Source organism: Okeania sp. SIO2B3, assembly GCF_010672525.1.
Lineage (GTDB): Bacteria > Cyanobacteriota > Cyanobacteriia > Cyanobacteriales > Microcoleaceae > Okeania.
The window spans coordinates 18,958-45,541 of the sequence record NZ_JAAHGH010000056.1; the positions used below are offsets into that span (position 1 = coordinate 18,958).

Annotated in this window: 19 protein-coding genes and 1 pseudogene; 10 read left to right on the top strand and 10 right to left on the bottom strand. The window is 36.2% G+C overall.

The features are described 5' to 3' along the window. Positions 1-153 precede the first annotated feature (153 nt). Entirely contained in the window at positions 154-1,206 is a 1,053-nt protein-coding gene (locus tag F6K15_RS25625) for a hypothetical protein (protein WP_293066143.1), read from the bottom strand. A gap of 293 nt (positions 1,207-1,499) precedes the next feature. Then, positions 1,500-2,672: a 2'-O-glycosyltransferase CruG gene (gene cruG, locus F6K15_RS25630; protein ID WP_293066145.1), complete on the bottom strand. Its 1,173-nt coding sequence runs from the start codon at positions 2,670-2,672 to the stop codon at positions 1,500-1,502. 14 nt (positions 2,673-2,686) lie between these two features. On the opposite strand from cruG, the gene F6K15_RS25635 reads away from it, so the two are divergent. Then, positions 2,687-2,992 (top strand): hypothetical protein, encoded by a 306-nt coding sequence (locus F6K15_RS25635; protein WP_293066148.1) that lies wholly within the window; start codon positions 2,687-2,689, stop codon positions 2,990-2,992. A gap of 346 nt (positions 2,993-3,338) precedes the next feature. On the opposite strand, the gene cruF is transcribed toward F6K15_RS25635, so the two are convergent. Beyond that, positions 3,339-4,268 (bottom strand): gamma-carotene 1'-hydroxylase CruF, encoded by a 930-nt coding sequence (gene cruF / locus F6K15_RS25640; protein WP_293066150.1) that lies wholly within the window; start codon positions 4,266-4,268, stop codon positions 3,339-3,341. 859 nt (positions 4,269-5,127) lie between these two features. On the opposite strand from cruF, the gene F6K15_RS25645 reads away from it, so the two are divergent. The 6 genes from F6K15_RS25645 (at position 5,128) to F6K15_RS25670 (ending at position 12,878) form a co-directional block, all read left to right on the top strand. Continuing rightward, positions 5,128-6,300 (top strand): F420-0:Gamma-glutamyl ligase, encoded by a 1,173-nt coding sequence (locus F6K15_RS25645; RefSeq protein WP_293066190.1) that lies wholly within the window; start codon positions 5,128-5,130, stop codon positions 6,298-6,300. 484 nt (positions 6,301-6,784) lie between these two features. Next, complete coding sequence (locus F6K15_RS25650) at positions 6,785-8,074, top strand: GNAT family N-acetyltransferase (RefSeq protein WP_293066152.1); 1,290 nt, start codon at positions 6,785-6,787, stop codon at positions 8,072-8,074. Positions 8,075-8,423: 349 nt separating this feature from the next. Beyond that, entirely contained in the window at positions 8,424-8,906 is a 483-nt protein-coding gene (gene ruvX, locus F6K15_RS25655) for a Holliday junction resolvase RuvX (protein ID WP_293066155.1), read from the top strand. Between the two features lie 1,145 nt (positions 8,907-10,051). Further along, a complete protein-coding gene (locus F6K15_RS25660; RefSeq protein WP_293066157.1) occupies positions 10,052-10,624 on the top strand; it encodes a DUF3727 domain-containing protein in 573 nt (190 codons plus the stop codon). Between the two features lie 377 nt (positions 10,625-11,001). Beyond that, positions 11,002-12,090 carry an endolytic transglycosylase MltG gene (gene mltG / locus F6K15_RS25665; RefSeq protein WP_293066160.1) on the top strand — a complete coding sequence of 363 codons (1,089 nt, stop codon included), beginning with the start codon at positions 11,002-11,004 and terminating at the stop codon, positions 12,088-12,090. Between the two features lie 236 nt (positions 12,091-12,326). Continuing rightward, positions 12,327-12,878: a YqeG family HAD IIIA-type phosphatase gene (locus F6K15_RS25670; protein ID WP_293066162.1), complete on the top strand. Its 552-nt coding sequence runs from the start codon at positions 12,327-12,329 to the stop codon at positions 12,876-12,878. A 243-nt stretch (positions 12,879-13,121) separates the two neighbouring features. On the opposite strand, the gene F6K15_RS25675 is transcribed toward F6K15_RS25670, so the two are convergent. After that, entirely contained in the window at positions 13,122-13,724 is a 603-nt protein-coding gene (locus F6K15_RS25675; protein WP_293066165.1) for a glyoxalase-like domain protein, read from the bottom strand. Positions 13,725-14,182: 458 nt separating this feature from the next. Here F6K15_RS25675 and F6K15_RS25680 point away from each other — a divergent pair, with 458 nt between their 5' ends. Further along, positions 14,183-14,584, top strand: coding sequence for a gamma-glutamylcyclotransferase (locus F6K15_RS25680; RefSeq protein WP_293066168.1), 402 nt, complete (start codon positions 14,183-14,185; stop codon positions 14,582-14,584). A 443-nt stretch (positions 14,585-15,027) separates the two neighbouring features. On the opposite strand, the gene F6K15_RS25685 is transcribed toward F6K15_RS25680, so the two are convergent. The 4 genes from F6K15_RS25685 to F6K15_RS25700 all read right to left on the bottom strand — a co-directional run bounded on the left by F6K15_RS25685 (position 15,028) and on the right by F6K15_RS25700 (position 19,523). Continuing rightward, positions 15,028-15,504, bottom strand: a complete 477-nt coding sequence (locus F6K15_RS25685; RefSeq protein WP_293066171.1) for an anti-sigma factor — start codon at positions 15,502-15,504, stop codon at positions 15,028-15,030. 204 nt (positions 15,505-15,708) lie between these two features. Beyond that, on the bottom strand, positions 15,709-16,365 hold the full coding sequence (locus F6K15_RS25690) for a sigma-70 family RNA polymerase sigma factor (protein WP_293066173.1): 657 nt from the start codon (positions 16,363-16,365) through the stop codon (positions 15,709-15,711). A gap of 1,165 nt (positions 16,366-17,530) precedes the next feature. Further along, positions 17,531-18,013, bottom strand: coding sequence for a molybdenum cofactor biosynthesis protein MoaE (locus F6K15_RS25695; protein WP_293066176.1), 483 nt, complete (start codon positions 18,011-18,013; stop codon positions 17,531-17,533). Positions 18,014-18,527: 514 nt separating this feature from the next. Further along, on the bottom strand, positions 18,528-19,523 hold the full coding sequence (locus F6K15_RS25700) for an aspartate carbamoyltransferase catalytic subunit (RefSeq protein ID WP_293066179.1): 996 nt from the start codon (positions 19,521-19,523) through the stop codon (positions 18,528-18,530). A gap of 723 nt (positions 19,524-20,246) precedes the next feature. Between F6K15_RS25700 and F6K15_RS25705 the strand changes: the two genes are divergently transcribed. Both F6K15_RS25705 and F6K15_RS25710 read left to right on the top strand, forming a co-directional pair. Continuing rightward, positions 20,247-23,507 (top strand): AAA-like domain-containing protein, encoded by a 3,261-nt coding sequence (locus tag F6K15_RS25705; RefSeq protein WP_293066182.1) that lies wholly within the window; start codon positions 20,247-20,249, stop codon positions 23,505-23,507. 519 nt (positions 23,508-24,026) lie between these two features. Next, complete coding sequence (locus tag F6K15_RS25710) at positions 24,027-25,082, top strand: choice-of-anchor L family PEP-CTERM protein (protein WP_293066185.1); 1,056 nt, start codon at positions 24,027-24,029, stop codon at positions 25,080-25,082. A 146-nt stretch (positions 25,083-25,228) separates the two neighbouring features. Here F6K15_RS25710 and F6K15_RS25715 read toward each other — a convergent pair whose 3' ends face one another. Both F6K15_RS25715 and F6K15_RS25720 read right to left on the bottom strand, forming a co-directional pair. After that, positions 25,229-26,074: a hypothetical protein gene (locus F6K15_RS25715; protein WP_293066188.1), complete on the bottom strand. Its 846-nt coding sequence runs from the start codon at positions 26,072-26,074 to the stop codon at positions 25,229-25,231. A 282-nt stretch (positions 26,075-26,356) separates the two neighbouring features. Further along, positions 26,357-26,584: pseudogene (locus tag F6K15_RS25720) on the bottom strand (hypothetical protein); the annotation flags it as partial.

The window sequence follows — 26,584 nt, forward strand, 5'->3', positions numbered from 1 at the left end:
CTGAATCATCAAAGTTTTGAGCTATAAAATTTTACTTTTGACTGTCTTGAGTGCGTCTTACATTCTGAGGGGACCTCAGAATTACGCACTCGCTTTTTACTTTTGACTTTTGAATTCCGTGAAACGGTATTACACATTCGCTAATAAGGCTGGCTATAGGAGTGATTCTATGATTTCAATAATCTCATCTATATCCTTGATCTCCTTCATCCTCTTCATCTCCTTCATCTCCTCCATCTTCTTCATCATCTTCTTCTTGCTCATCTTCTTCTTCTTCCCTTCTAATAAGTCCAAAACTTTAAATTCAGAACCATCGGCGTATTCTTTTTCGCTTGATTGATGACGACCGTGATCTGCTTCAATAGACCGCCGCCACCTCTCTGCGTGAGTTCTCCACATCACCGTGTTAACGAGCTTGGGTGCTGTGAACCAGAGGTTCCAAGTCAGTACATTGCCTGCCAGTAGCATGTTGCCAGAACCAAAATTGAAAATATCTATGATTTTTTGGTTGAAGGCATCGACAATTGGATGATTGTGCGTTACGACTTCGCCAATTTCCACTTCTATATGCCCAACAGTCCATGCTTTTTCTTCATGTCTAAATTTGTCAGGAGCCTGAAATAGTTGACTTTCGCCATGCCGAATTGTAAATATGGGCTGATCGGGGTTTCCGACCTTATGGGTAGAGACCTGAATCGCGTTTGCTTTGTCTGAGGGAAAGGGAAGAGATGCTTCTTCAAAAAGTTCCCATGCTTGCTGTACAATCTCATTTTTCTGCGAACTCGGACTAAACCAAATCTTACCTTCGACGGTCATATCCGCTGCTAGATCCTTAGTTGTCTCGTTGACCCAACCTCTCTGTCCGGTAACAGTAACTTCTACATTCAGGCAACCGATCTTATGAGCACAAATACCTTGCTGGGGACAGATGATTGACCATACTCTCCCACTATCATCGTAACCAATGCTGGAAATGTTGTGGGCAAACCTCTGAAAACACCTGGAACTAGGGTCTCCTTTAATAGTTTCCCAACTGAATTCAGGCCAATATATACGTTGTTGGCGTTTGATTCTCTCGATGTTGTCCATGTTACACAACATTGGTAACGAACTCAGGTCTGGCTCTGGATAGGCAAACGCAGGTTTTGATTCGGCGAACCCGCCTAGCCATCCCGGTGGGACATTTGAATTCTGATTATACATCATAAAACTTCCCTTCATTTAGTTAATTATCGAATTGCGATCTATCCAGTTCGCGACAATACAGATAGATCGTGCGTTGAACTTTGCAGCTTCGCGGGCAAACACAATGTGGCTGCAAGGGGATGTGTCAGTTTAATAGTTCACATCGTCCCGTGGCAAGGTAATGGTAGGCAAATCGCATCTTAGCCAGCCAATACTTCGAGCAGGTAAAGCACTTATCAGTTTAGCGAAGTATATTAATATCCTCCCACAAAAACGTGAAATTACTGTCTGAAAAAAAATAATACCCTTACTAATTACCCATAAACTCTACCTCTCCATTTTTTAGGAGTTTTCATCGCAGATAAAAATATCCGCAAAACTGCTAAAGGATCTGCTAAAGGAGATAACCAAAATAACCAACCAACTTTAGCTTTACTCAAGTCATAAGCAGGAGCGATCGCTAATAACAAGGCAAATCTAATTAATAGTAAAAATAAATTTAATCCAAATAACAAAAACCTGGAAGACAAAGAAATATCAACAGACAAATTAAACAATAAATAACTCAAAACTATCAACAAAGGCAAGCCCTGCGTAGCTGACAATAACCACAGGTCACTCCAAACTTGAACAGTAGGGGAAGCATCCTTAAGGTCAAGCGATCGCCCCCACTCCTGCCAAGTTTCTGCCATACACTCATACATCCTGACCTGCAAAACCTCCGCCCCATCCAAAAACCCTACCTTAAAACCTTGGGCAGCAATATTTCTCGCCAGAGTTACATCATCACAAAAAGAACTCTTAGCACTGCTATAACCTCCCATCTCCGACAACACCGAGCGCCGACACAGAAAACACTGACCATTGGCCATAACTCGTTCCGGTGTTTGTGCCCCCGTCCCCGTAGGTCCAAATCTATAGACCAACGTGATGAGTAAAGCAGGTTGTAGCCACAGCTCTCCTGGATATTTCAGAATAAACTGTGGCGACAGGGAAATGAGGTCATAGTTTTCAGCCTCTGCCTTTTTGACCAAACTAGCGACCAACCCAGGGTTTGGTTGAATATCTGCATCTACCCCGAGAAACCATTCACTCTCTGGAGAGCTTTTCAAAAAGCCAGTATGCAAAGCCCACGGACGACCTACCCATCCAGAGGGCAAAGGGTCATCCGTAATTAAGCGAAATCTTGGGTCTGTTTCTGCCTTAGTTTTGACTATATATTGAGTATCATCTACTGAGTTACTATCAACGATAATAAATTCCCGCACTTCATAACTTTGCCTACTCAACCCAAGCAAACAAGGAGTAATGCGAGCGGCCTCATTAAGAGTCGGTATGACAACAGTTACTTTACCTACTAATTCTGGTGTGGGTGAGTCAGGTTTTAATGGCGGTTGGCGAGTAGGACCTTTAATGAGACGCGATAGTAAGATAGCTGTTGCTGGTAGTTGCAACAGTAGAATGACAAAAAAAAAGGCTTCAGGCATGATTTTGAATTCTATTGGGCAGTATTTTAGACTTTATATTATCTCTCAAACAAAGCCAAGAATTTATTTATTCGGTAGTCCTGCATGGTAATGGTGAAGATACAGCAGATTTCGGGCAAATGATGTACAAGGTGAATGGTGAAAATATTGCAGTGCGGGCATCTTGCCCGCTTCGGAGTGTACCTCAAAAGTGCTGTATATATTTTTTAGCTTCTCCCCATCTCCCCATCCCCCCATCTCCCCCACTCTCTCTACCATTACTATGCACCACCACCATTTATTCAAATACCCTTACCCCTGGTGTTCTTTCTGAAACCTAAAACTGATATAACTTTTGAGTTATTTGACAGCCATATTTACCGAATAATTAAGGTAAAAATTCCTCTCCTTTATAAGGAGAAACAATTAATTAATTTTCCTTTTATTCAATCCTCTTCCTTTTAGGGCTATTCATTACCCACATCTTTCTTAACATAAAACTTGACAAAATAGACGAGTTATGTTTTTCTCTTGGAGAGGCTTTTTTTTCAGAAAAGTGTATTGAAAAGTACATTTTTTTGATAACAGTAGACAAAATTATTACCTCCCACACCCCCCACACTCCCCACAATGGTTTCAAGAGTTATGGGTAAAGCATAGCTTTTAGGGAGAGGTAATTATCAATTATCAATTATTGAATTGTGCCACAGGTACTGTTACCTCATCATCACTCATCGCATTGTCGAGGGACATATCCACCTCACTCAATTGATTAGCTGGAGATATCCACCATAGGGCGATCGCTGGAATTACCCCTAGCACTACACTCAAACAAGTTGGTAATAAGAATCTAGCATCTAAGGCAACGACAGTAATTGTTGCTCCAAAAGCAAAGTTAACTAAATAGGTAATGAGTGGCAGGTTTAACTCTTGGCGGGACAATGAAATTGTTTTCTTGCGCCAAAACCAAGCAGCTACAGACATATATATTGCACCTGTACCTACCCATCCCAATAAGTTGCGGTAAGGCATACCAAAGAAAAAGCCTTCCTCTTGAAATGTCCAAAACGGAAATGGTGCCTGACTCATGGCAGGGTCAAGGACTAAGTCCCAAGCTGTTAGAAGCAGTGCCCCTGTAGCGATCGCTCCTAAATGACGTATCCAAGAACTAGAGCTATTGACCTGTAAACCGCAACGAGCTAGTAAATAGCAAACTAATCCCATGTAAAACCAAGATAAGGGAATTGTAAAAGGTACTAAACCTGCAATTTTGTATCCTAAGCCACTAAGGTAAGCATAATTCCCAAAAGGAAAACCCGTGCTTGTGCCCAATAGTTCACTACTCAAAGATAGAAACACAGAAGGCAGCATAAAAGCCAGAGTTGTACCTATTCCTAAATTCCTCATGCTATACAAGGCAACTGCTAATGCTCCAAAGATAATATAAGTTGCTCCTCCACCTGTCATACTCAATTGGAAAGCAGTCTGTCCTACTGGAGGCAAACTGATAATAATTTCAGGATTAGGTAGAACTATTAACAGACCTGCTAGTCCAAAAACTGTTGACAAAATATGTACAAGTAATAGATAGCGTTCGGCAATCATAAGTTGCTTCATAGAAGTCCTATTTCTGAGTTCAAAAATCAGTAAATTTCTAGTTTTGTGTTCTTGCGAAAATACTCCAAATCTATTCTGTGCATCAGCAACAGAGAGTTAGAAGTATTTTTTCTGAGTGGGACTAATTTTTTCTAGAAACCAATCCTGCAAAACACTACCTATTAGTTTACAAATCTTTACAAAAAAAAGAACGAGAATCACTTATATCTTTTGTTTTACTTTGTGTTTTTAAAATTTGTTTTAATAAATTATCAGAAATGGAAGGTATGTTTAAATATCATAAAATATGCTATATGTCAATATTTAAAGAATTTTGTAGTCTACTTATAGCAGTTGCCATTACTGTATTTGAAATATCAAAAGCTTAAAACTCAGACAACGCAATATTTTTCTTCTTCCTTGTGCCTTCTGTTATAAATTAACGATAAATGCTTTTTCATGCACTTCTGTTTAAACTATTCCCTGTGTCTAAATTTCTACAAAAAGTCTCCTCTAAAATAAGCTGAATTATCAAATAAGATGAAGAAAATTATATTAAGCAATACCAATTCACTTTAGAGATGTCATTTCAGTTATCAGTACCGACCACTAAAGCAGGGGGCTTGAAAATACTGAATTGAATATTTTTTCATGCCCTGAAAAGGTAAGGTGAGACTTTGGACTTCATTTTTTGGTCACAAATAGTTTCAGTTCTTAGATGTGAAATAATTTCCTGAAATTACTGTAGTGTCAAGGTTTTGAGCCTGTAAAATCTTACTTTTAACTTTTGTACTGGCGAATGGCATTCGCCCCTACGACTTTTGACTTCCGTGAAACGGTATAAGCTTGTTTCAAATAAATATTAACCGGAGATTAAGTGATTATAGAAATTTTCACAACAGGAATTATAGTCTTAACTATACTTCTAGGTTTAGGCTATTTAACACTAGAATTACAATATCGTAGTCGTCCAGGAAATGCTTTAGAATTAACCTCTGGAGAATGGCATTTAGCAGTTGCAGAACCAGAAAATTACCTATTAGTAGGTGAAATGGAATTATGCAACCGTACTAAAAGCTTAGAAATTATGGTGCCAGAAATACAAGCAGAAGTAAAACTGCTGTCTGGTGCAAGTTTAGAAAAAGTAAATTATCAAACTCGAATAATTCCTTTCCATGAAGATGCCCAAGCTAGACCCGATGACTATTGGTTTGCTTATATCGTTAAAGTAGGAAAAAAGACAAAACTGAAGATATCAATTGATATTCATGGGGAAAACTTAGACCAACTCAAGTCAGCTTGGATTAAAGTCAATTATATTACCTATGGGCCTCAAGGTCGCATTCCCAAAACTCGCCATATTGTAGTGCCTCTCAAATTTCCCGACCCTAAAGCTATTCCAAACCAGCGAGAAGCGCAAAATGCAGCAGTATTTCCCATTCGCACTCATTTATTAACAGAGTTAGACGATCCCATAGAAATTGTCAAACGTTATGTCGTTCCTCATGCTCAACCAGGGGACATAGTGACCATCGGTGAAACACCCCTGGCCCTAATGCAAGGTCGTTTTCGTCACCCTACTGACGTTAAACCTGGATGGGTAGCCAAACGTATCTGTTACTTCTTTCTGCCCACTTCAAGTCTAGCAACAGCCTGTGGGATGCAAACTCTCGTAGATATTGTTGGACCAATCAAAGTGTTTATGGCCTTTTTCGGAGGTGCCATAGCCAAATTATTAGGAAAGCCCGGTATGTTCTATCAATTTGCAGGAGAACAAGCCAGACTAATAGATGATGTTACCGGAACTTTACCTCCTTATGACCAATTTATAGTTTTAGGGCCAGAAAATCCTCAAAAATTAGTAGAACAAATCCAAACAGCAACTGGCCTGGGTGCAGCAATAGTAGATGTTAACGATTTGAAAGCAGTTAAAATATTAGCAGCAACCTCTAATGCATCTACTTCTTTACTAGAGGACGCTTTAAGAAGTAATCCAGCAGGAAACGCGGATGAACAAACTCCAGTAGTTTTGATCAGGCCATCATCATCTTGAGGAAGGCAGAAGGCAGGAGGCAGAAGGCAGAAGGCAGAGGGGAAAATTACTTATGGATATTCTTCTACACGCCATTCTGTGTCTTATAACCCCAAGCAATTTTAAGTACCACAAGTGACGGTGGGATTAAACCCGCAAAAGAAAAGATAAAACAAGAAGTTGATGGAAATGAAAGCAAAAAAAGTGAAGATGACTAATAGACATCTCCAATAATCAAAAATCAAATCAATTCTTATCTATAAATTATCAATTATTTCTCCCTGTTGCCTGTTGCCTGTTGCCTGTTGCCTCTTTTCTGGAGATGACTAATGACAAGATATAAAGTATTAATAATGCTTATATAACTAATCTGAAACAACTATAAATTTAGGTTCATTTTAGTCATTTATCTGGATGACTAAAAACTGATTTCGCCAAATTTCTAGTTCCACAAAAATCAAAACTTTATTTGATATAAGTACCCAAAAATCTATAAGAAAAAATAATGAAACCTTTAACCCGCCAAAACAAGAGTCAGGTGGTCATCCGTCCCCTAGAGTACCGCGACCTAGAAGCGATCGAGAACCTATGTAGAGAAACTCCGGAGGTACAACACAACCATCGAGATGTTACCTTTAACCTCTCTCCTATTAGCCTCAGCCAGAAATTACCACAAATTAGTCGTTGGTACTGGCCTATAAAATTATTGAGCCTTTTTCCTAATCCCTGCAAATATTTGCTAACTTCTTATGTTGCAGAAGTAGATGGACAAATTAAAGGTGCAATCCAGGTTTCTCCTAGCAACCGCACCCGCAGCAGTTGGCGGGTAGAAGGGATAGTTACGGAAGAAACAGGGACTAACAGAGGAATAGGTTCTCAACTATTACGATACTGCTTTGAGAAAATTTGGGAAGCACGGACATGGTTATTGGAAGTTAATGTTAATGATAAGGAGACGATGGCTCTTTATCGCCAAAATGGTTTTCAGCCATTAGCCCAAATTACTTACTGGACAATTACTCCCCAACAATTACAAGAGTTAGCCCTTTCTCAGTCCAATTTACCAAACTTACTACCTATTAGTAATGCTGATGCTCAGTTGCTCTATCAATTGGACACAGTATCTATGCCTCCTCTGGTACGGCAAGTATTCGACCGCCATATCCCAGATTTTCAAACTAGCTTTGTTAGTAGTTTAATGGAGGGAGTAAGGCAATGGATAAATCATACTGAATTGGTTAGTGGGTATGTGTTTGAACCCCAACGTAAGGCGGCGATCGGCTATTTTCAAGTACAATTATGTCGTGATGGTACACAACCACATATAGCTCAATTAACTGTACATCCAGCTTATACTTGGTTGTATCCAGAGTTACTATCCCAAATGGCAACACTGGCTCAAGATTTTCCTCATCAATCTCTACAACTTGCTTCTATTGATTATCAACCTGAACGTGAAGCATATTTAGAAAAGATAAAAGCTCAACAAATTGAACATTCTTTGTTAATGTCTCGTTCTGTTTGGCATAAACTTCGAGAGTCTAAGTCTGTTATTTCTGAACTCCAGTTTTCGGAAGTTCTTCAAAGTTTGCAACCAGTTCGTAAACCAGTTCCTAGTCGTAGTTCTTTGTTAAAAATCATGCAAAATAACCATGGTAAAAGTAGTAATTCTCAGATCAAGACTAATAATAATTATTATTGGGAAGCTACAAGTGAACAGGTAAATTCTGCATCAGAGTTGTCTATATCTCCCAATTCACAAAGTGGAGAGGAAGATGATAATGGAAAAATCTAAAGATGAAAAATTAGGGGTAAATATAGTAAGCGAAAACTTCTCTAAAGTTCATAAAACTTACTCATAACTATAGCTATCAAATGACAACAATTTTTGTTATTTGGAGATTTGAGCAAGGGTAAGCTTGTTAATACCGCAGGTGAAGGTTGGGAGGGAAAAACAGAAGCTGAAATCCTCCCTAAATTATACTCAAACCTACTTTTTTTAAAAGATAAGAGGTAATTGTTATAATTGTTATTTATTGATTGTTTATTAATTGTTGAACATCTCCATATCGATCGCGAAAAGGAGTGAGATATTTGTCGCAAATCTAAAAAGTATAATTGTAGATTAAGGAGTTGAATATTCAATGTCTCAATCTCGAATTTCAGCACTGGGTTTAGATGTAGGTAGAAAACGTATGGGGGTCGCAGGATGTGATGGTACTGGTTTAATTGCTACTGGTATTACTACTATTAGACGTACCTCTTTTCAAGAAGATATAGCTAAGTTAAAATTTATTATCCAAGAACGTCAAGTACAAATTTTAATTGTAGGTTTGCCATACTCTATGAATGGTTCTATAGGTTTTCAAGCTAAACAAATACAAAAATATGCTCAAAGATTGTCACAGGCTTTAGAATTACCTATAGAATATGTTGATGAACGTTTGACTTCAGTTCAAGCTGAGGATATGCTGAAGGCTGCGAATATTTCTCCTTCTCAGAATAAACATTTAATTGATAGAAAAGCTGCAGCTTTGATTTTACAGCAATGGTTGGATGAACGTAGAAAAAACAATATTAGTTCACAAGTAAATAATTCAACAGATATAGAAAAATCTATTACATAGAAGAAGAGAAATAAATTGATTTCAATAGATATCTGTTCAACAATTAATAATTAATAATTAATAATTAATAATTACCTCTTCTTATAAAGAAGAGGATTGGCTAAAAGGATTTTTTTCTTCTCTTGGTAAATTGGATACGGCGAGGAAACCTCCCCATCCTTGACTGCTTTTTTATCAATGAATGGAGAGGCTTTATACCTGAATTTTTTGGTGAAAATCAAAAATAAGATAAATTATTATCTGATCTATAAATTATCAATTGTTCATCCCTGTTACCTGTTCCCTCATAAATCAGATTGTCTAGAATTTTAATATCTTGAAAAATAGCTAATAAATGCTAAATATAAAAACAGAGTTATAATCATATTAGTGAAATTTTACTGTTATCAAGTATCAATCAAGTATAACTCTGAGAAATAATAGTTAATTGTTAAGTAAGCATTTCCTACGGAATGCTGCGCAAACAGCTATTAGCTGTCAGCTAGCCTCCTCCGGAGGAACTGCGGACTTCAGCAACAAAACTATCTCATATAGGACAGTGTTTAAATTAACAACTGACTTTAAGGAAAAGGTAGCTAAATTTTGTAGTAAGACAATTAAATATTGCTTTGATCCTAAATTAAAAGCAATAGCTGATAGCTGATGGCTGACGGCTGAATGCTTACATTGTTAATTATCTAGAAAAGGAGCTATGATATTTTGACATACTCCCGACGTTGCCCTTACGGGACAACGCGGGATTCTTCAGTCTGGGAAACCCTGACCGCTGTTTAGACAGAGGTGATGTCCTCCCCCTGTTTTGAGCTTTACAATAACAAAATGTACCTAGCTTGTCAAGGGCATATGAACAGCTTATGAAGGTATGCGAATCTTGGCCCAAGCTTTCATCCCGACGCTCCCCTGCGGGAGAGCGCGGGACTTCCCGCCAGGGAAGTTAAAATCTCATAGGAAAACTGTTGAGTATTGAAATACCTACAGTTAACTATTATGGAAGTATACGGTAATTATCTAGCAGGATCTAAAAATCTGCTTAATGAGCATCAACAAAAACTCAATCTCTTAGACCTTGTTTGAAGCTTGATGAATAGAATTTACCTATACTTAGGGCACTACTAAAAGTGAAAAAAATCATCTAAATACCCAAAATGTTTTCATCCCCAGAATCACAAGAAAATGGACAATTTCCAGAAACTTATGTCACTTTAACTGATGAGGCAGAGCGATCGCTATGTTGTACTGTAGAGTATTCTCTGGAGTTAGATAACCAAGAGTATGTAATGTTACTACCAATAGACTTACCAATAGAAATATTTACTTGGGCACAAGGAGATATAGACCAAGCAAGTATTCCTGTAGGTGATGAAATGGAAATCGATCGAATTTTTGATACTGCCAAAGTTGTACTTGAAGAACAAAACCTTACACTGCAAAGAACAGCTATAATTTTAACTGTTACTGGGGAATTACCAGAATGGGATGAAAATGAACTAGATGAAGTAGATGAAAATGATGAAGAAGGTGAATATTACGAAGAGTTGGCCACTTTTTTATACAAAGACCAGAAATACGCAATATATACACCATTAGATCCATTTTTAATTCCAGCTCGTAAATGTGATGATGGAAAACTAGAATTGCTTTCAGAAGAAGAGTTTCAGCAAATTCAGCCAATGGTTCAATCAATGCTAGAAGATCAACTTTTCAATGATATGGAATAAACTATTTAGGGTGTGCTGAATAAAATTTTTTTGTAGGGGTAGGAGACAGGAGACAGGAGAAATGGGAATGAGTAAGGAGGTAGGAGTAATAATTGTCCCAAGCAAGATTGTTCTGCTCAACTATGCACCTAAAATACTAGCTTTTTGAGCCAAATCAACTGAAACAGGCGCACTGCAATTCGACCCTCACAGTACTCAAAGCTTTATATATCAATATTTTTATCATTAATCAGCAAGCCCTATTTAAAACTTTGATCAAATCAGGGTGATTTAGTCAACTATTTAGACCTACAATTATGCTCTAGAATAACCTAAATAATCATCTTCGCGACAAACTCAGCTAAGAGAACCTTGAGGATAAAGTATTAACTAATCAAATGAAAAATAGTATTAAACTAATTTCCAATCGTGCCCTATTCTATTTGGCCATATTACCTGTAAGCTGTGGTATTTTTGCTTGGCAGGGATGGGCTTGGTGGAGTTGGGTTAGTGGCCCTCTAGTGACAAACACATCATCTACTCAGTCTCCAGAAGAAAATGCTGTAACAATTAAAATTCCAGTGGGAACTTATGGTCAACAAATAGGAGAAGATTTGGAAGCTGCTGGTATTATTCGTTCTGCAACAGCTTGGAATTTCTGGGTCAAATGGTTGGGAATGCAAAATTCTGATTTAGAGTTTAAAGCGGGGACTTATAATTTATCACCTACAGAACCACTCAGCGCGATCGCGGATAAAATTCTAGACGGAGATGTAGTTAAACTCAGCTACATAATTCGTGAAGGATGGTCAATTCAACAAATGGCTGAATATTTAGAAGCTCAAGGATTTTTTCCTGCTGCTGATTTTATTGCTGCTACTAGAAATATTCCTTATGATAAATTTCCCTGGTTACCAAGTAATATTCCTCACTTAGAGGGTTATTTATTCCCAGATACTTATAAGATAGAAGCGGAACAAAACACTGCCGAAGGTATTGTTAATCAAATGTTAGGGCAGTTTGAAAAAATAGCATTGCCTGTATATCAGAAAAATCAGAATAATTCCGAAAATTTGAATCTCCATGAGTGGGTGACATTGGCGAGTATTGTAGAAAAGGAATCTGTAGTTGCTGAGGAGCGAGGTGTAATTTCTGGTGTATTTAATAATCGTTTGAAGAAAGGTATGAGGTTAGCGGCAGATCCAACAGTGGAATATGGCCTTGGTATTCGTCAAACAAAAGAGAAACCTCTTACTTATCGTCAGGTTGAAACTCCTTCTCCTTATAATACTTATCTGAATATTGGTTTACCACCAACAGCAATTGCTAGTCCTGGTTTAGCAAGTTTAGAAGCAACTCTTAATCCAGAAGATACAGAATATTTATATTTTATGGCCAGGTATGATGGTACTCATATTTTCAGTCGTACTGCTGCAGAACATGAGGCTGCTATTGCAGAAGTGGAAAGAATGTTATCATCTCAATAGCTAGTGTCGCTACACGGAAGTCGAGAGTCAAAAGTCAAAAGTCAAAAGTATTGATTGGTAAGGCTTTTAGGATTTTGTAACTTGTTAATTATTTCTGTCATCCTGCACTAGGAGTTTTTTTGTTCTTTTTTGATGAGTAAGAAGTTAAAATTAGCGGTTTATACTTTGCTAATATTTAACTTTTAACTTATTCATTTAAAATTATCGTTATTTCAATAAATATAAGTATTAATTTTATGTCTTGGGGTAAACTTTTACAGCCAGATTTAGTTTTGGGAAACTCAATTTTAAGTCTAACATCGGGAATTATTCAAAAACATCAAATTAAAGGTTTAGTTTTAGATGTAGATGACACTCTTGTACCAATTAGTGACAGTAATACTTCTCCGGAATTAAGTATATGGGTAGAAGAAATTAGAACGATAACAAGTCTATGGTTAGTAAGTAATAATCTGAGCCAATATAGAATAAGTCGCATCGCCGAGTCTCTCAATATACCTTATATTTTTGGAGCGGGTAAACCTTCTCGTCGTAAGTTAAAAAAAGCTGTTGATGCGATGAATTTACCAGTAGAACAAGTTGCAATGGTAGGCGATCGCTTATTTACTGATGTTTTAGCAGGAAATCGTTTAGGAATGTTTACTATTCTTGTTGAACCTATATCTAATAATATGGATTCAGAATTTCCTAATTATGGAGTTCGCTCTTTTGAGATCTGGTTTTCTCAACTTCTAGGAGCATCTTTAAGTATGAGTCCCTACAGTTTAATGCCTGGAAATAAGAAATAATTGTTCATTGAAGAAGGCAGAAGGTAGAAGGGAAAATTGCTGATTGATAGTCAACGACTGGCCATTTGATGTCTTATTAACCCCAAACAATTTTAAGTACCCTGTAGACGGTGGGTTATTAAATCTCCCACAGAAAAGATAGATAATTAATATATAGATTAGGGGTGATAATTTGAAGATTATTCATATTATTTTGAGTTATAACTTATTTATGGTTCAAAGCCGTTATTAACGGCTATATTTTTAGTTTTTGACTTCAGCTATTTCTATTACTCGATCATTCCAATCTTTAACTAATAAATTTAGGGGTCTCTCACTTCTAATTTTGTATTTAACACCTCGCATTTGTACGCGCATTAATATTTGTTCTAAACAATCTTTATCAAAGCAAACATGACGTTGGTTATTTCTTGTACCTAGACTTGCTCCACTAATAATATGTACCTGAGTATTTTTCATCAATTGATACCATAAACCATCTGAAACTGCTGTTCCTTGATTAGTAGTACTTGGTCTGGAATAATCGCTTGATAGATAAAGTGGATCTATACCTGTTGCACCTAATGTTTGTTCATAATTATAGTAGTAATGTAAAGGTACTTCTGCTACTGGTAAATCCATCATTCCTTCATAAAACTGTTGAGCAATGGCTAAGTCTGAAACCATGATTGTGTAAACTTTCGGGGCGCTAGTAAGAAACATCCACATAGCTACAGCATAAGCTGCTAGTAGCATGACCATTATTCCTTGGGTAGAAAATAAACTATCAAGTGGTAACTCTGGTAAAAAAGCTCCTAAAGGTAACTGGGGGAGTAGAAAAGCCATCATATTTACTACTAACATCATTTAATCAAATATTTAAGAATTATGATTAATTTTTGTGGTCTTAGCACAAACTTTATTTAATTAAGTTTAACCTTACTATTATATTATAGAGTAGTTCTGAAGTACTCAACAGCAAAGGCTGTTTCAGTAGCTTCAATATGTAACCTCATAGATAGATTGGTATTACACAACATCTAGTGGTTGTTACTTGTTTTGAGAAGATATCTCTGGCAAAAGTGTTAATTAAATCAATTCAAGATATGAAATAAACAATTTCATTTTCTTATACCCTATTCCCTAGCTTCTACAAGAAGTCTAAGGTAATTCCTTAAGAAGTAATTATCTTTATTTGTTTGTGGCGGGTTTAATACCCCACCGTGTATACGGTGCTGAAAATTGTTTGAGCTTATGATACAGGGAGTGGCCGATCGCTGACTATCCATGAGCAATTTTCCCTTCTGCCTTCTGTCTTCTTCAAAGTGAAATATCTTCAAGTATTTGTCTACGGTACTCTTAAACCAGGAGAGGCAAACTACAAATTCTATTGTGCTGAATATGTTGTGGATGCTTTTCCGGCAATGACTAATGGTCTGTTGTATGAACTGCCTTTTGGCTATCCAGCTATGACTAGAGGAGATATGAATGTACATGGATTTGTATTATCATTCAGAAATCCAGAGGTTTTGTTAGATTTGGACTTATTAGAATATTATCATCCTGAACGCCTTCCAGAAGAAAACGAGTACCGGAGACAAAAAATTGATATTTTTGGACTGAATGGAGAATATTTATGCACTGTCTGGAGCTACTTAATGTTACCAGAAAAGGTTCAGTTATTTGGTGGTAAGTTATTACCTAGTGGATTTTGGACAAACCATTGACGAAGTCAGAAGTTATTTTTGTCACGGGAATTTTGAGTAACTCTCCAAAAATATTTGGCCTTCAAAGGTGGGGTTGAAAACCTAATTAGGGTTTGCGCTCAAAAGTCTTTTTGCTCTTTGTAGGAGACAGCTATACTGGAGACAACCCACCCCTAACCCCTCCCAGGAGGGGAAGACAGGAGAAATGGGAATGTAGAGGAGGTAGGAGCGGGCGTTTTGTCCCAAAATTGTTCTGCCCAACTCTTGCACAAAATGCTAGTTTTTTGAGCAATCTTTACCGAAAACAGGCGCACCCCTTTCAACCTAAAACAGCTAAAACCGCTATCTATCAATGCTTTGATATTTAATCAGCAAGCCCTAATTATTTTGATAAACCGTTCCACTTCCAAGTATTGAATAAATATAATTTGCACGCTACTTTAATTTGGCAATCTTATTGTTGGTTATTGATTTTTTAGTGGTGCAATTGGAGGTTGAGGAATTTGAAGTACTGGATCATTTATAGTTAACATCACATTATTAGGATTCACTATTTCTATTACAGGTTCATTTAAAGCAATTTGTACAGTTTCAGAATTAGAATGTTCAGCTAGCTGCAGAATATTGGTCCGACTATTTGAGATTATTCCCGATATAAATGCTATACATAGAGCAGCAATAGCACTACCACCTAAAACAAAATTTCGTTTCGATCTACGATCAATTTTATCAAATACTCGATCGACCATTATCTCCACAGGTTCTACTTTTGGAGGTACTGGCATTCTTTGAAATTCAGAATGTAGTTGTAGTAGTCTTTGATAGAGGTGTTTGGCAACTGGATCTGTAGCAAGTAGAAGTTCTACTTCTCTACGTTGTGATGGAGTTACTTCACCATCTAAATATGCACTTACTAATTCAAACCTTTCTTGTTCCATCATTTTTTTACACCCTGAAATTGATTATCTAAGTTATTTGAATTAACATTTTTATTCATAGTTCACACTACAGAAAATTTTGATATTTTCTCAGAAAAGCTAATTGAATTATTTTTGTTTTACTCTATTAAATTTGATGAATATTTAGAGATTTATCTTGACTAAATTTTTACTCAAAATTAAATTACTTAATTATATGTATCTCATTCAAATATCTAGATATTTTTGGAGCTGTAATTGTAATCTTTGCCTAGCTCTAGCAATTCTTGATTTGACAGTACCTAGAGAAACTCCAGTAATTTCTGCAATTTCTTCATAAGATAAACCTTCTATTTCTCTCAAGACAATGGTTACTCTAAAGACTTCTGGTAGTTGAGAGATTGCATCCCTCAGATAATCATAAAATTCTTGTGTACTTAACTCTTCTTCTGGCCCTGGAGCATTTGTCGCAATCTCCCAATCTATAATACCATCATCTAAAGCCAGAGGAGCGTCTAACGATAGAGGAGGCGTAACTCGTTTTCTCTTTCGTAACTCATCATAAAACAGATTAGTTGTGATACGACTCAGCCAACTCTTAAACTTTACTGGCTCTTGTAATCTTTTAATGTTACGGTATACACGAATCCAAACCTCTTGAGCCAAATCTGAGCGGTCTTGCCATTCAGGGGCTAAATGATACAAAATTTTATCTACATGGAGTTGGTATCGATGTAGAAGTTCTGCAAAGATTGCACGATCTGGGCGCTGACCTTGTTGGCAGCGCAGTACTAGATCGTAGTTAGAGAGTTTTTCAGGTGGCAATTCCACTTGCGAAAGGGTTTGTTCAACCTTAGACCAGGGTACAAATATATATTGATTCATCAGGGGAACTGGCTCAATAATTTTGTTATTTAGCTCTAATTCCAATTAGACGATAAATCTTTTCTAGAGTTCCCAATTATCCACTTTCGGTTGAGGAGAGTAGTAATCAGAAAATTGGTTATGGCGCTACTTGAATAGGGAACAGGGAATAGCTTACTTTAAAAGGGTTTTCGGTGCGGAAACGCTCCGCGAATAAGATTGAAAAATGTCTTAACCAATTCTTGTAGTGCTATAAATAACTTTTTGCCGACTTCCTTTTTTTCCTTGCTCTTTTCTTTTTAGGGTTTAATACCCCACCGTCAACGGAGGGCTGTTTCATTCTCAATAGACACGGGTACGCACCAGACACACCAGACACGGGGATGGAGGCTTTTAAGCGACGTTGAACCAAATATTCTCTTAGAGCTTAAAGACGCTTATTGGCTGAAAAATCGGTAAATTTTGGCAAATTTCACTGTTCCACTATCTTTTAATCTACCGTTTTCCCTAAATCCTTAATTTACAAGACTTTAAAACAGCCCTGCACCGTCAACGGGGGTGCTTAAAATTGTTTGGAGTTATAAGAGACGGAGTGGCCAATTGTTGACTATCCATAAGCAATTTTACCGAATAATTAAGGTGAAATGCCTCTCCTTTAAAGGAGAAACAAGCGGTCGAGGGATGGCGAGGAGACCCCGCCGTATCCATGAGACCAAGAGAGAAAAAATTTTCCTTTGAGTTAATCCTCTTCTTGATCAAGGAAAGGTAATTATTAATTATTAATGGCTTCGTTGCATGAAAGTAGCGATAGAACATTCATTCCGCAGCTATATCGCTATCTTTCGCGATTATTGATGTTCTATTAATCTATTGTACAATAGTTATTGGTCTACTGATTCGCGTTGGCGGAGCCTAGCGGCAGCTATATCGCTATCTTTCGCGATTATTGATGTTCTATTGATCTATTGTACAATAGTTATCATTGTGCCTATCAAACTTCAAAGCCTTTACAGGTAAAAGTTTCAGCCTTTTTATATCAAACATTGATGTTCTATTGATCTATTGTCCAATAGTTACAGCAGTTTCCGCACATTATGAAGTACATATGCACAAGCAAGTGTGGCAGCTATATACTTTCATGCAACAAAGCCATTATTAATTATCAATTATCAATTATTAATTGTATCTATTGCTCTTCACAAGCTCCTATACTAACCCAACTACTAGAACCATCGGCCCAATGTTCTTTTTTCCATATAGGAGCTGTATGTTTCAAAGTATCAATGCCATAACGGCAAGCTTCAAAAGCTTCTGAACGGTGTGGACAACCAATGGCCACTAACACACTTATTTCACCAATTTTTAAACGTCCCACTCGATGATGAATGACCACGGTCTCGACTTCTGGCCATTGACTACGAATTTCTGTAGAGATTTGCTCAAAAACTTTTATGGCCATAGGTTGATAGGCTTGATATTCTAAGGACACTACAGATTTACCGTCTGTTTGATTGCGAACCATTCCACTCATTACTACTACAGCACCATTGGCAGGATTATCGGCTAATGTGTAGATTTCAGCAATAGACAAAGGAGCTATGGTAATAGCAAAATGATTTTGTTCTGGTTTTAGTTTGGTAGATAAAGGTACTTTTAAACTAGAATTCATAGTATTATTAATAATTGGTTTCCACTCATGTTAAAGATTATATCGAACGTAGCAAAGTTTATATATTTTTAGGGAAAATCAGGAGTTATTTACTGCTTCATTTTTTATTTTTTTATATATTTTTGCTTGGTTTAAATAAAGTAGTTGGATTGAAAATTATTTAAGTATAATTGTTTATATTCAGCAGTCTATATTGGTATTTATCAACTGAAGTATAACTCAAAATATCTATAAAATGTCTGTCTACAGAAAGAAAATATTATTGCTATTATATTATGGCATTTTTTAGAGAACAGTACACATTTATTTCTCCTTTTTATGTTACTTTTTCCTTATTCTCTAAAATCTGTAATTTTTTACAGAAAAATTCTGGTCTAAAGCCCCTTTTAAGGGGATAAAAAAATAGAATATTCCTTATGTCAAACCTCCTTATTGTAGAGATACTGATGAATGATGACTGATAACTGATGACTGATAACTGAAATGACCTCACTAATATCATACTTAACTATGTTCAAGATTCTGTTTTGCTTCCACCTAAAAGATATAGTAAAGCCATTCGTACAGCAATACCACTGGTGACTTGTTGAGAAATTAAACTTAATTGAGGGTCATCCATTAAGTCAGAACTAATTTCTACTCCTCGGTTAACAGGTCCAGGGTGCAATAATTTGACTCCTGGTTGACAAAGTTTGAGGCGATCGCGTGTAATACCAAATAATTGATGATATTCTCGTAAACTAGGCAATAAAGATTCGCTCATTCTTTCTTTTTGGAGGCGTAGGGTCATTACAAAGTCAGCTTTTTCTAGAGCTGGTTTAATATCCCAATGTACAAATAGTTTACTCGGTCTATTTTTGCCAAATTCGGCGAAATATTTAGGTAGTAAAGTAGGTGTTCCAGCTAAATGTACTTCAGCACCGGAAGCCGTCAAACTCCAAATATTAGACCGTGCTACTCTAGAGTGGAGGATATCTCCCACAATAGCAATTTTTTTTCCTTCTAAAAGTTCTATTCTAGGTTGAGTTGAGTCTAACAACATACAGATAGTAAATAGGTCAAGTAAAGCTTGAGAAGGATGTTCATGTTGACCATCTCCAGCATTCAGAATTCGTACTCCATAACCCTTGCGATCCATTTCCGAAGCGATCGCTGCGGGAACTCCTGCATCACGATGTCGAATGACCATCATATCTGTGCCCATTGCTAGATAGGTCATTGCTGTATCCAGGATAGTTTCTCCTTTGCTCAAAGAGGAAGTACCAGGGGCAAAATTTAGAGTATCCGCTGACAAACGTTTCGCAGCTAGTTCAAAACTATTGCGGGTGCGTGTAGAAGGTTCAAAGAATAAGTTTGCTACTACTAGACCTTGTAATGCAGGTACTTTTTTCATCCGGCGACCTAAAACTTCTTGAAAACTAGCTGCTGTTTGTAGTACAATATTGTATTCATTGGGTGTAAATTCTGCTAGAGATAAAATGTGACGACGAGTCCAGAGGTTTGTAGACATTTTCGATTCAACTTTTGTGAGATGATTATCAGTTAATTAATTGGTTTCGATTAATATTATAGGGGTTATAGAGATAGTTTTATTCATTAATTTATAATTGATAATGGATAATTAATAATTACCTCTGCTTAAAACCTTTTTTGATTGAATATCAGGAAATATTATTTATTTTTTTATCTCCTTAAAAGAGGGAGATTTTAAACCAGAACTATTTAATTATTAATTATTAATGATTAGGCAAAAAAATCTGACAAAAAAAATAATAAAAAAGTAGTTTTTACCGAATAATTAAGGTTTTAAGCCTCTCCTTTCAAGGAGAAACAAGAAAAAAATTTCCGTAAGCATTCAGCCGTCAGCTATCAGCACTTTAGCTATTACTTTTAGTTTTAGATAAAAGCTTTGCTAATTGAGGTAGAATTGATATTTACTACCAAAGTCTGCTTTAAAGTCTATATTCATTTAAACCCTCTTATGAAAGCTAAAAGCTGACAGCTAATAGCTTGTCAGCTATCAGCAACAAGACTCTCTTATACAGGATAGTGTTTAAATTAATATAGACTTTAAGGGCAAGGGAACCAACTTTTGTAGTAATAGAATTAATAAAGCTTTTATCTAAAATTAAAGGTAATAGCTGATGGCTGATAGCTGACGGCTGAATGCTTACATTATTAATTATTAATTATTGAAGGAGCGTAGCGGCAGCTATATCGCCTAATTTTTTTTATGAATAATTACCAATATCATTTAGGTGGCTGTTTACCCAATGATGCTCCTAGTTATGTTAAACGAAAAGCTGACGAAGAGCTTTATCAAGCAATTAAAGCAGGTGAGTTTTGTTTTGTACTGAACTCCCGACAAATGGGTAAATCAAGTTTGCGAGTTAGAACAATTCAAAGATTACAAGCAGAAGGTATTCTTTGTGCTAGCATAGATTTGACAGGAATTGGTACTTTTGAAATTACTAATGAACAATGGTATGCCGGAATAATTGATAGTATTGTTAGTAGTTTAGAGCTAAATAATATTTTTAATCTCGATCGTTGGTGGGAAACTCATAATCAATTCTCTCATACCAACAAATTTGATAAGTTTATCGATAATTTCCTCTTAAATAAAGTTTCCCAAAAAATAGTAATTTTTGTTGATGAAGTTGATAGCATATTAAATTTACCTTTTAGTGCTGACGATTTTTTTGCTGTTATTAGAAATTTCAATAATAGACGAGCAAATCAACCAAAATATGAACGGATAACATTTGTAATGATGGGAGTTGCCACCCCTTCAGATTTAATTAGGGATAAACAACGTACTCCTTTTAATATTGGTCGAGCAATTGAACTAACAGGTTTTCAAATAAATGAAATTCAACCATTAACTTTAGGCTTAATAGGAAAAGTTAATGATTCTGAGGCAGTAATATCAGCAGTTTTGGATTGGACCGGAGGACAACCATTTTTAACTCAAAAAGTTTGTCGGTTAATTCAGTTTTATTCATCTCAATCTTCACTAGAAAGAAAAGATATAGAGTTAATTGAAAATAATTATCAAGGATTAAATACAGACACAAAAAATACTGGAACATCTTTGAATAAGATAGTAGAAAAAAACATAAATTATTCTGAGACTGCTTTTGTAGAAAATTTAGTCAGACAAAAAATAATTGAAAATTGGCAATCAATTGATGAACCACAACATTTAAGAACAATTAGCGATCGCCTCCTGAAAAACAAACAAATAGCTAATAGATTATTAGGACTTTATCAACAAATTTTAAATAAGGGAGAAATTGATACTGATTCCAGTGTCGAACAAACCCAATTATGCTTATCAGGATTAGTAGTAAAAAGAGGTAATAAATTAAGAGTTTATAATCGCATCTATCAAGAAGTATTTAACTTAGAATGGATAGAAAAAGAACTTGAAAAATTACGCCCCTATTCCGAAGCAATCACAGCTTGGTTGACTTCTAATTATCAAGATAAATCTCGATTATTAAGAGGTCAAGCATTACAAGATGCTCAACTATGGGCAACAAATAAAAGTTTAAGTAACAAAGACTATAAATTCTTAACTGCTAGCCAAGAAAATGAACTTAAAGAAGAAAAACAACGTTCCCAGTTAGAAATAAATAAAGTTTTGCGTCAACGACTAAGAATAGCTATTTTTAGTAGTATTGCCATGGCTATTCTTGTTATTTTAACAGGTATATTTTTAATTAAATCACTAATTAGTGAGAGAAAAATTCAACTAGACTTACTTAGTATTTCCTCAGAAACATTATTTGAATCAGACCGTGGTTTAGATGCTTTAATAGCAGAAATAAAAGCCGGAAAAAAACTCCAAAAATCATGGGGTGTTGGTGCAGATACTAGAATGCGAGTAATAATGGCTTTGCATCAAGGAATTTACTTATCAAAAGAGCGTAACCGTCTTCATGGACATGAAAGCACAGTAATTAGTGTCACTTTTGACCCTACTGGTACACTCATTGCCTCTGCTAGTGACGATAACACAGTCAGACTATGGAATACTCAAGGAAAATTATTGCAAACATTTACAGACCATGATGCCGAAGTTCGTAGTATTAGCTTCCATCCTCATAAACCATTACTTGCTTCTGCTAGCCATGATCGAACAATTAAACTGTGGAATTTTGAGGGTAAACTACTACAAACTCTGGTCGGACATCAACACAAAGTCAGAGATATCAGCTTTAGTCCAGATGGTAAAAAATTAGCATCAGCAAGTGCAGACGGTAGTGTAATTGTTTGGAGTGAAGATGGTCAAAGACTACAAACTCTAGACGGACATCGTGGTTGGGTTGAAAGTGTCAGTTTTAGTCCTGATGGTCAACTATTAGCTTCTGGTGGAACCGACAAAACTATCAAACTTTGGCATCTAGAAACTGGCAAGTTACTTCAAACCCTAAAAAACAATAACGCTTCAGTTAAAAGCCTCAATTTCAGTTCAGATGGGCAACTATTAGCATCTACAAGTGGCAAAGCGATCGCTCTGTGGAGTCGTCAAAACAAAAAATTTGAACTACTCAACATCATAGAAGGAGATAATGGTCTAATTCAGACTATCAGTTTTAGTCCTGACGATCAAACTATTGCCTCTGCTGGTTATGACAATACTGTTAAACTTTGGAGTCTAGATGGCAAGTTGCTACGGGTTTTTAAGGGACACAATGCTCCCGTTTATGGTGTCAGTTTCAGCCCTACTGAAAACATCCTTGCCTCAACTGGTGCTGACGAAGCAGTGATTTTATGGAACTTTGACAATAGGTTGAAGCCATTAATAGAGCATAATTCTCCGGTCTACAAAATTGAGTTTAGCAAAGACGGCAAAAAGCTTTATTCAGCGAGTAAAGATCGAAATATCAAAATTTGGCAAACTGAAAACGGCAAATTATTGGGCACTCAAAAGGGAAAGTTGCTAAAATTGTCAGCTTTGAGTTCGGATGGCAAAATGAGAGCCATTGCTAATTACAACACAGTAAAAATTCTTAGCAATGAAGGAGAATTACTTTTGACTATAGAAGCTCACGGTTCAGAAATTCGAGAAATTAAGTTTAGCCCCGATCAAAAAAAAATAGCTACTGCTAGTAGTGATGGCACTGTCAAAACTTGGCTAACAAATGGAAAACCTCTACATACTTTCATACACACAGGGCAAGTCAATAGTATTGACTTCAGTCCAGATGGTCAGATATTGGTTTCTGGTAGTACAGATGGGATATTGAGAATTTGGCATTTTGAAGGTACTTTGCTCAAAAGTTTGAATACTCATCAGGTTAATGTTTTGAGTGTGAGTTTTAGTCCGGACGGTCAAATGTTAGCTTCTGCTGCTGCTGATGGCAAGATTATTTTATGGAATTTGAATCTGGATAATTTGTTGATAGAAGCTTGTCAACAGGTATATGATTATTTGCAAACTAATCCTAATGTCAGTGAGAGCGATCGACTTATCTGTGATTATTGAAGAAGGCTAAGTCCTGATGTGGTAAGTAATGTGTCGTAAGTAATGTGTCGTAAGTAATATGTCGTAAGTAATGTGTCGTAAGTAATGTGTCGTAAGTAATATATCGTAAGTAATATATCGTAAGTAATGTGTCGTAAGTAATATATCGTAAGTAATATATCGTAAGTAATGTGTCGTAAGTAATATGTTGTAGGTAAAAAAAAATAGTGCTCTTGCATCTGTTGCCTGGAATACTTGTCTACTACTTTTGCAGTATATGAAGAAGAAGTCGGGACTCAGGAGTTAGTAGCTAGATACAGTTCTTTATTCATAACTATTCCATAAATTTTGCTATTTGAGCGCGTTCCCAATACTAATTACTTGCGTTCACAAATATACTAAGTAAATATCACCACCTCTTCAAGATCCGAATCACACTAAAAGTCCGAAAAATTACTGATAGTAAGAATATGTTGAGGAATAAACAAATAACTCAACTATGTAATGTCAACATCTTACTTTTTCAGGGTTAATCTAGCTATGACTATTTCACAATTCATCAAAAAACTTTCAACGACCTTTGCTGGAACAGCTTTCGTTGCTCTCAGTGGCATCACAGCAGCTCAGGCAATTTCTATAACTCCTACCAGTAATGGCAATGATTTAGTTAATGAAATCCTAGGCAGTGGGATTACCATTGCACCAGATTCTATCAACTATATAGGTACAGGAGGTGCTTCAGGAATTTTCACCGATGGATTATTATCTGGTATTGGCATCGATAGCGGTATTATTCTGACTACAGGTACAGCTACCGATGCTAAAGGTCCTAATAATTCAGATAAGAAAACTACCGACAATAAATTGTCTGGAGATTCAGATTTGGATGGGTTGATTCCTGAAGAACAAACAACTTTTGATGCAACCATTCTGGAATTTGACTTTGAAAGTGAAGGAGGAGACCTTTACTTCAATTATGTATTTGCTTCTGAAGAATATGTAGAATGGACAAACTCTAAATTCAATGATGTCTTCGGTTTCTTCCTAAATGGAACCAATATTGCTCTAATTCCTGGTACATCTACTCCAGTTGCCATTAATACAGTTAATGGGGGTAAGCCACTAGGAACTGATGCTAGTAACCCAGAATTTTTCAATAACAATGACCCTAGTGAGGGTGGACCATTTTTTGATATAGAATATGATGGCTTCACTAATCTATTTACTGCACAAGCACTAGGACTTAGTGCTGGAACTCATCATATTAGGTTAGCGATCGCTGATGCTGGTGATGCTTTTCTTGATTCTGCTGTATTTATCCAGGCAAATAGTTTTTCAGATATGCCTACAAATACGCCTACAGATACCCCTACAGGTATACTTAAAGATATGCCTACAGATACCCCTACAGGTATACTTAAAGATATGCCTACAGATACCCCTACAGGTATACTTAAAGATATGCCTAAAGATATGCCTACAGGTATTCTTGGTTCTCAATCACCTGAAGATGTTCCTGAACCTTCTGTATTAATTGGGTTGTTCATAGTTGGTTTTGCTGGTTCCTTGCTCAAGAGAAAAATCAACAAAGTTTAAGATTGTATTAAATCCGTTTAATTAGGTATCAAAACATTCCCATCTTCACCATTTCCAAATTTTTATAACTGCTTTCCTTCCTGTACGTCGCCAATTTGATGGCTCCCCTACCTAACTCCTAACTCCTGACTCCTGAGGACTGACTCCTACCTTTCAACTGCACTAGGAGTAAACCGAACTTCTATTCGACGCCGACTCTGGTTTGGATTACGATTTACCCCCGCAAAATCTCCACCAGGATTATATAATTGTGCAGCAGAATAAGCTCGAAATTTTAATCCCAATTTTTTCAAACGAGGATTTTTTTGAAGTTCTTGTACAACAGATAAAGCACGCATCAAACCTAAATCTGCATTTGAACCTGGTGTCAGACTATTAACAGATTCATTACCCTTAGCAACTTGTTCTAACTGAGTATCTAAATTACTTCCACTTCTCTGATTTACCTGACCATCAGTATGACCTATTACTTCAACAACATAACCTTTATATTCCTTAGCAAAATCCTCTATTTGTTTGATTAAATCTCCCTCAATAAAACTTCTTAAATCTCCCGATATTTCCGCACTTCCTGATTCAAATCTTCGAGACTGAGAATCTCTAATTACAATCACAGGTGGAGACTTCAATTTTTCAATTTCTGTTTCTAGTTGTGTAACTCTATTTGACTTTTGCTCTAGTTCATTTTCAGATGTAGTTACTAATCCTTGTAATTTTGTTAATTGATTTTGTAAATTACCAATTTGTCCTTGTAATCCTGTTACTTCACCAGTCTTTTGTTGAATTTGATTTTGTAAATTAGTAATTTCTTGTTGTAGTTGTAGGGCACGATTTTCGTTAGCATCAGAAATTGTCTCTATAAACAGAGATTTAATAATAGCTAATAGCAATAATAAACTTAATATCATAAAAGAGTTAGACATTAAGTCTGTAAACGCTGGCCAAACTTCCAGGTCTCGATTATCTTCAACAAGTCGTGAACGATGACGCATAATTATTTTAATTCCTAAAAAGAGGGATTCATTAATGGATAATGGATAATTACCTCTCCCTTTCTATCCATTACCCACATATTTCCTAACATAAAACTTGACAAAAGAAGGAAGTTATGTATTCACTATAAAATGGATATTTCCTAAGAGTAAATGTATTTAATTAGAGGCTTTTCCGTTTGCTTTCCTAGGTCATGCTGCGCAAACAGCTAGAGGTACTGTTAACGCAGTTCCTCCGGAGGAGGCTAACTGATAACTGATAACTGATAACTGAAATGACACCTACTTATTTGCTAATCTATCAATAATATGTGTCAGCCGATAAATTTCATTTTTAGTTTCTTTCATTTGACTGATATATTCCTGTAAATTTGTGGCAATGACGCTTAAATGGGAATTATTTAGATTGGCTTGATTACTCATACCTTTCCCTATTTGGTCTCCTAAAGATTTAATGCTCTGACTAATACCATCTGTGGAGTTATTCAAGGCATTTGCTAAAGTTTTGAA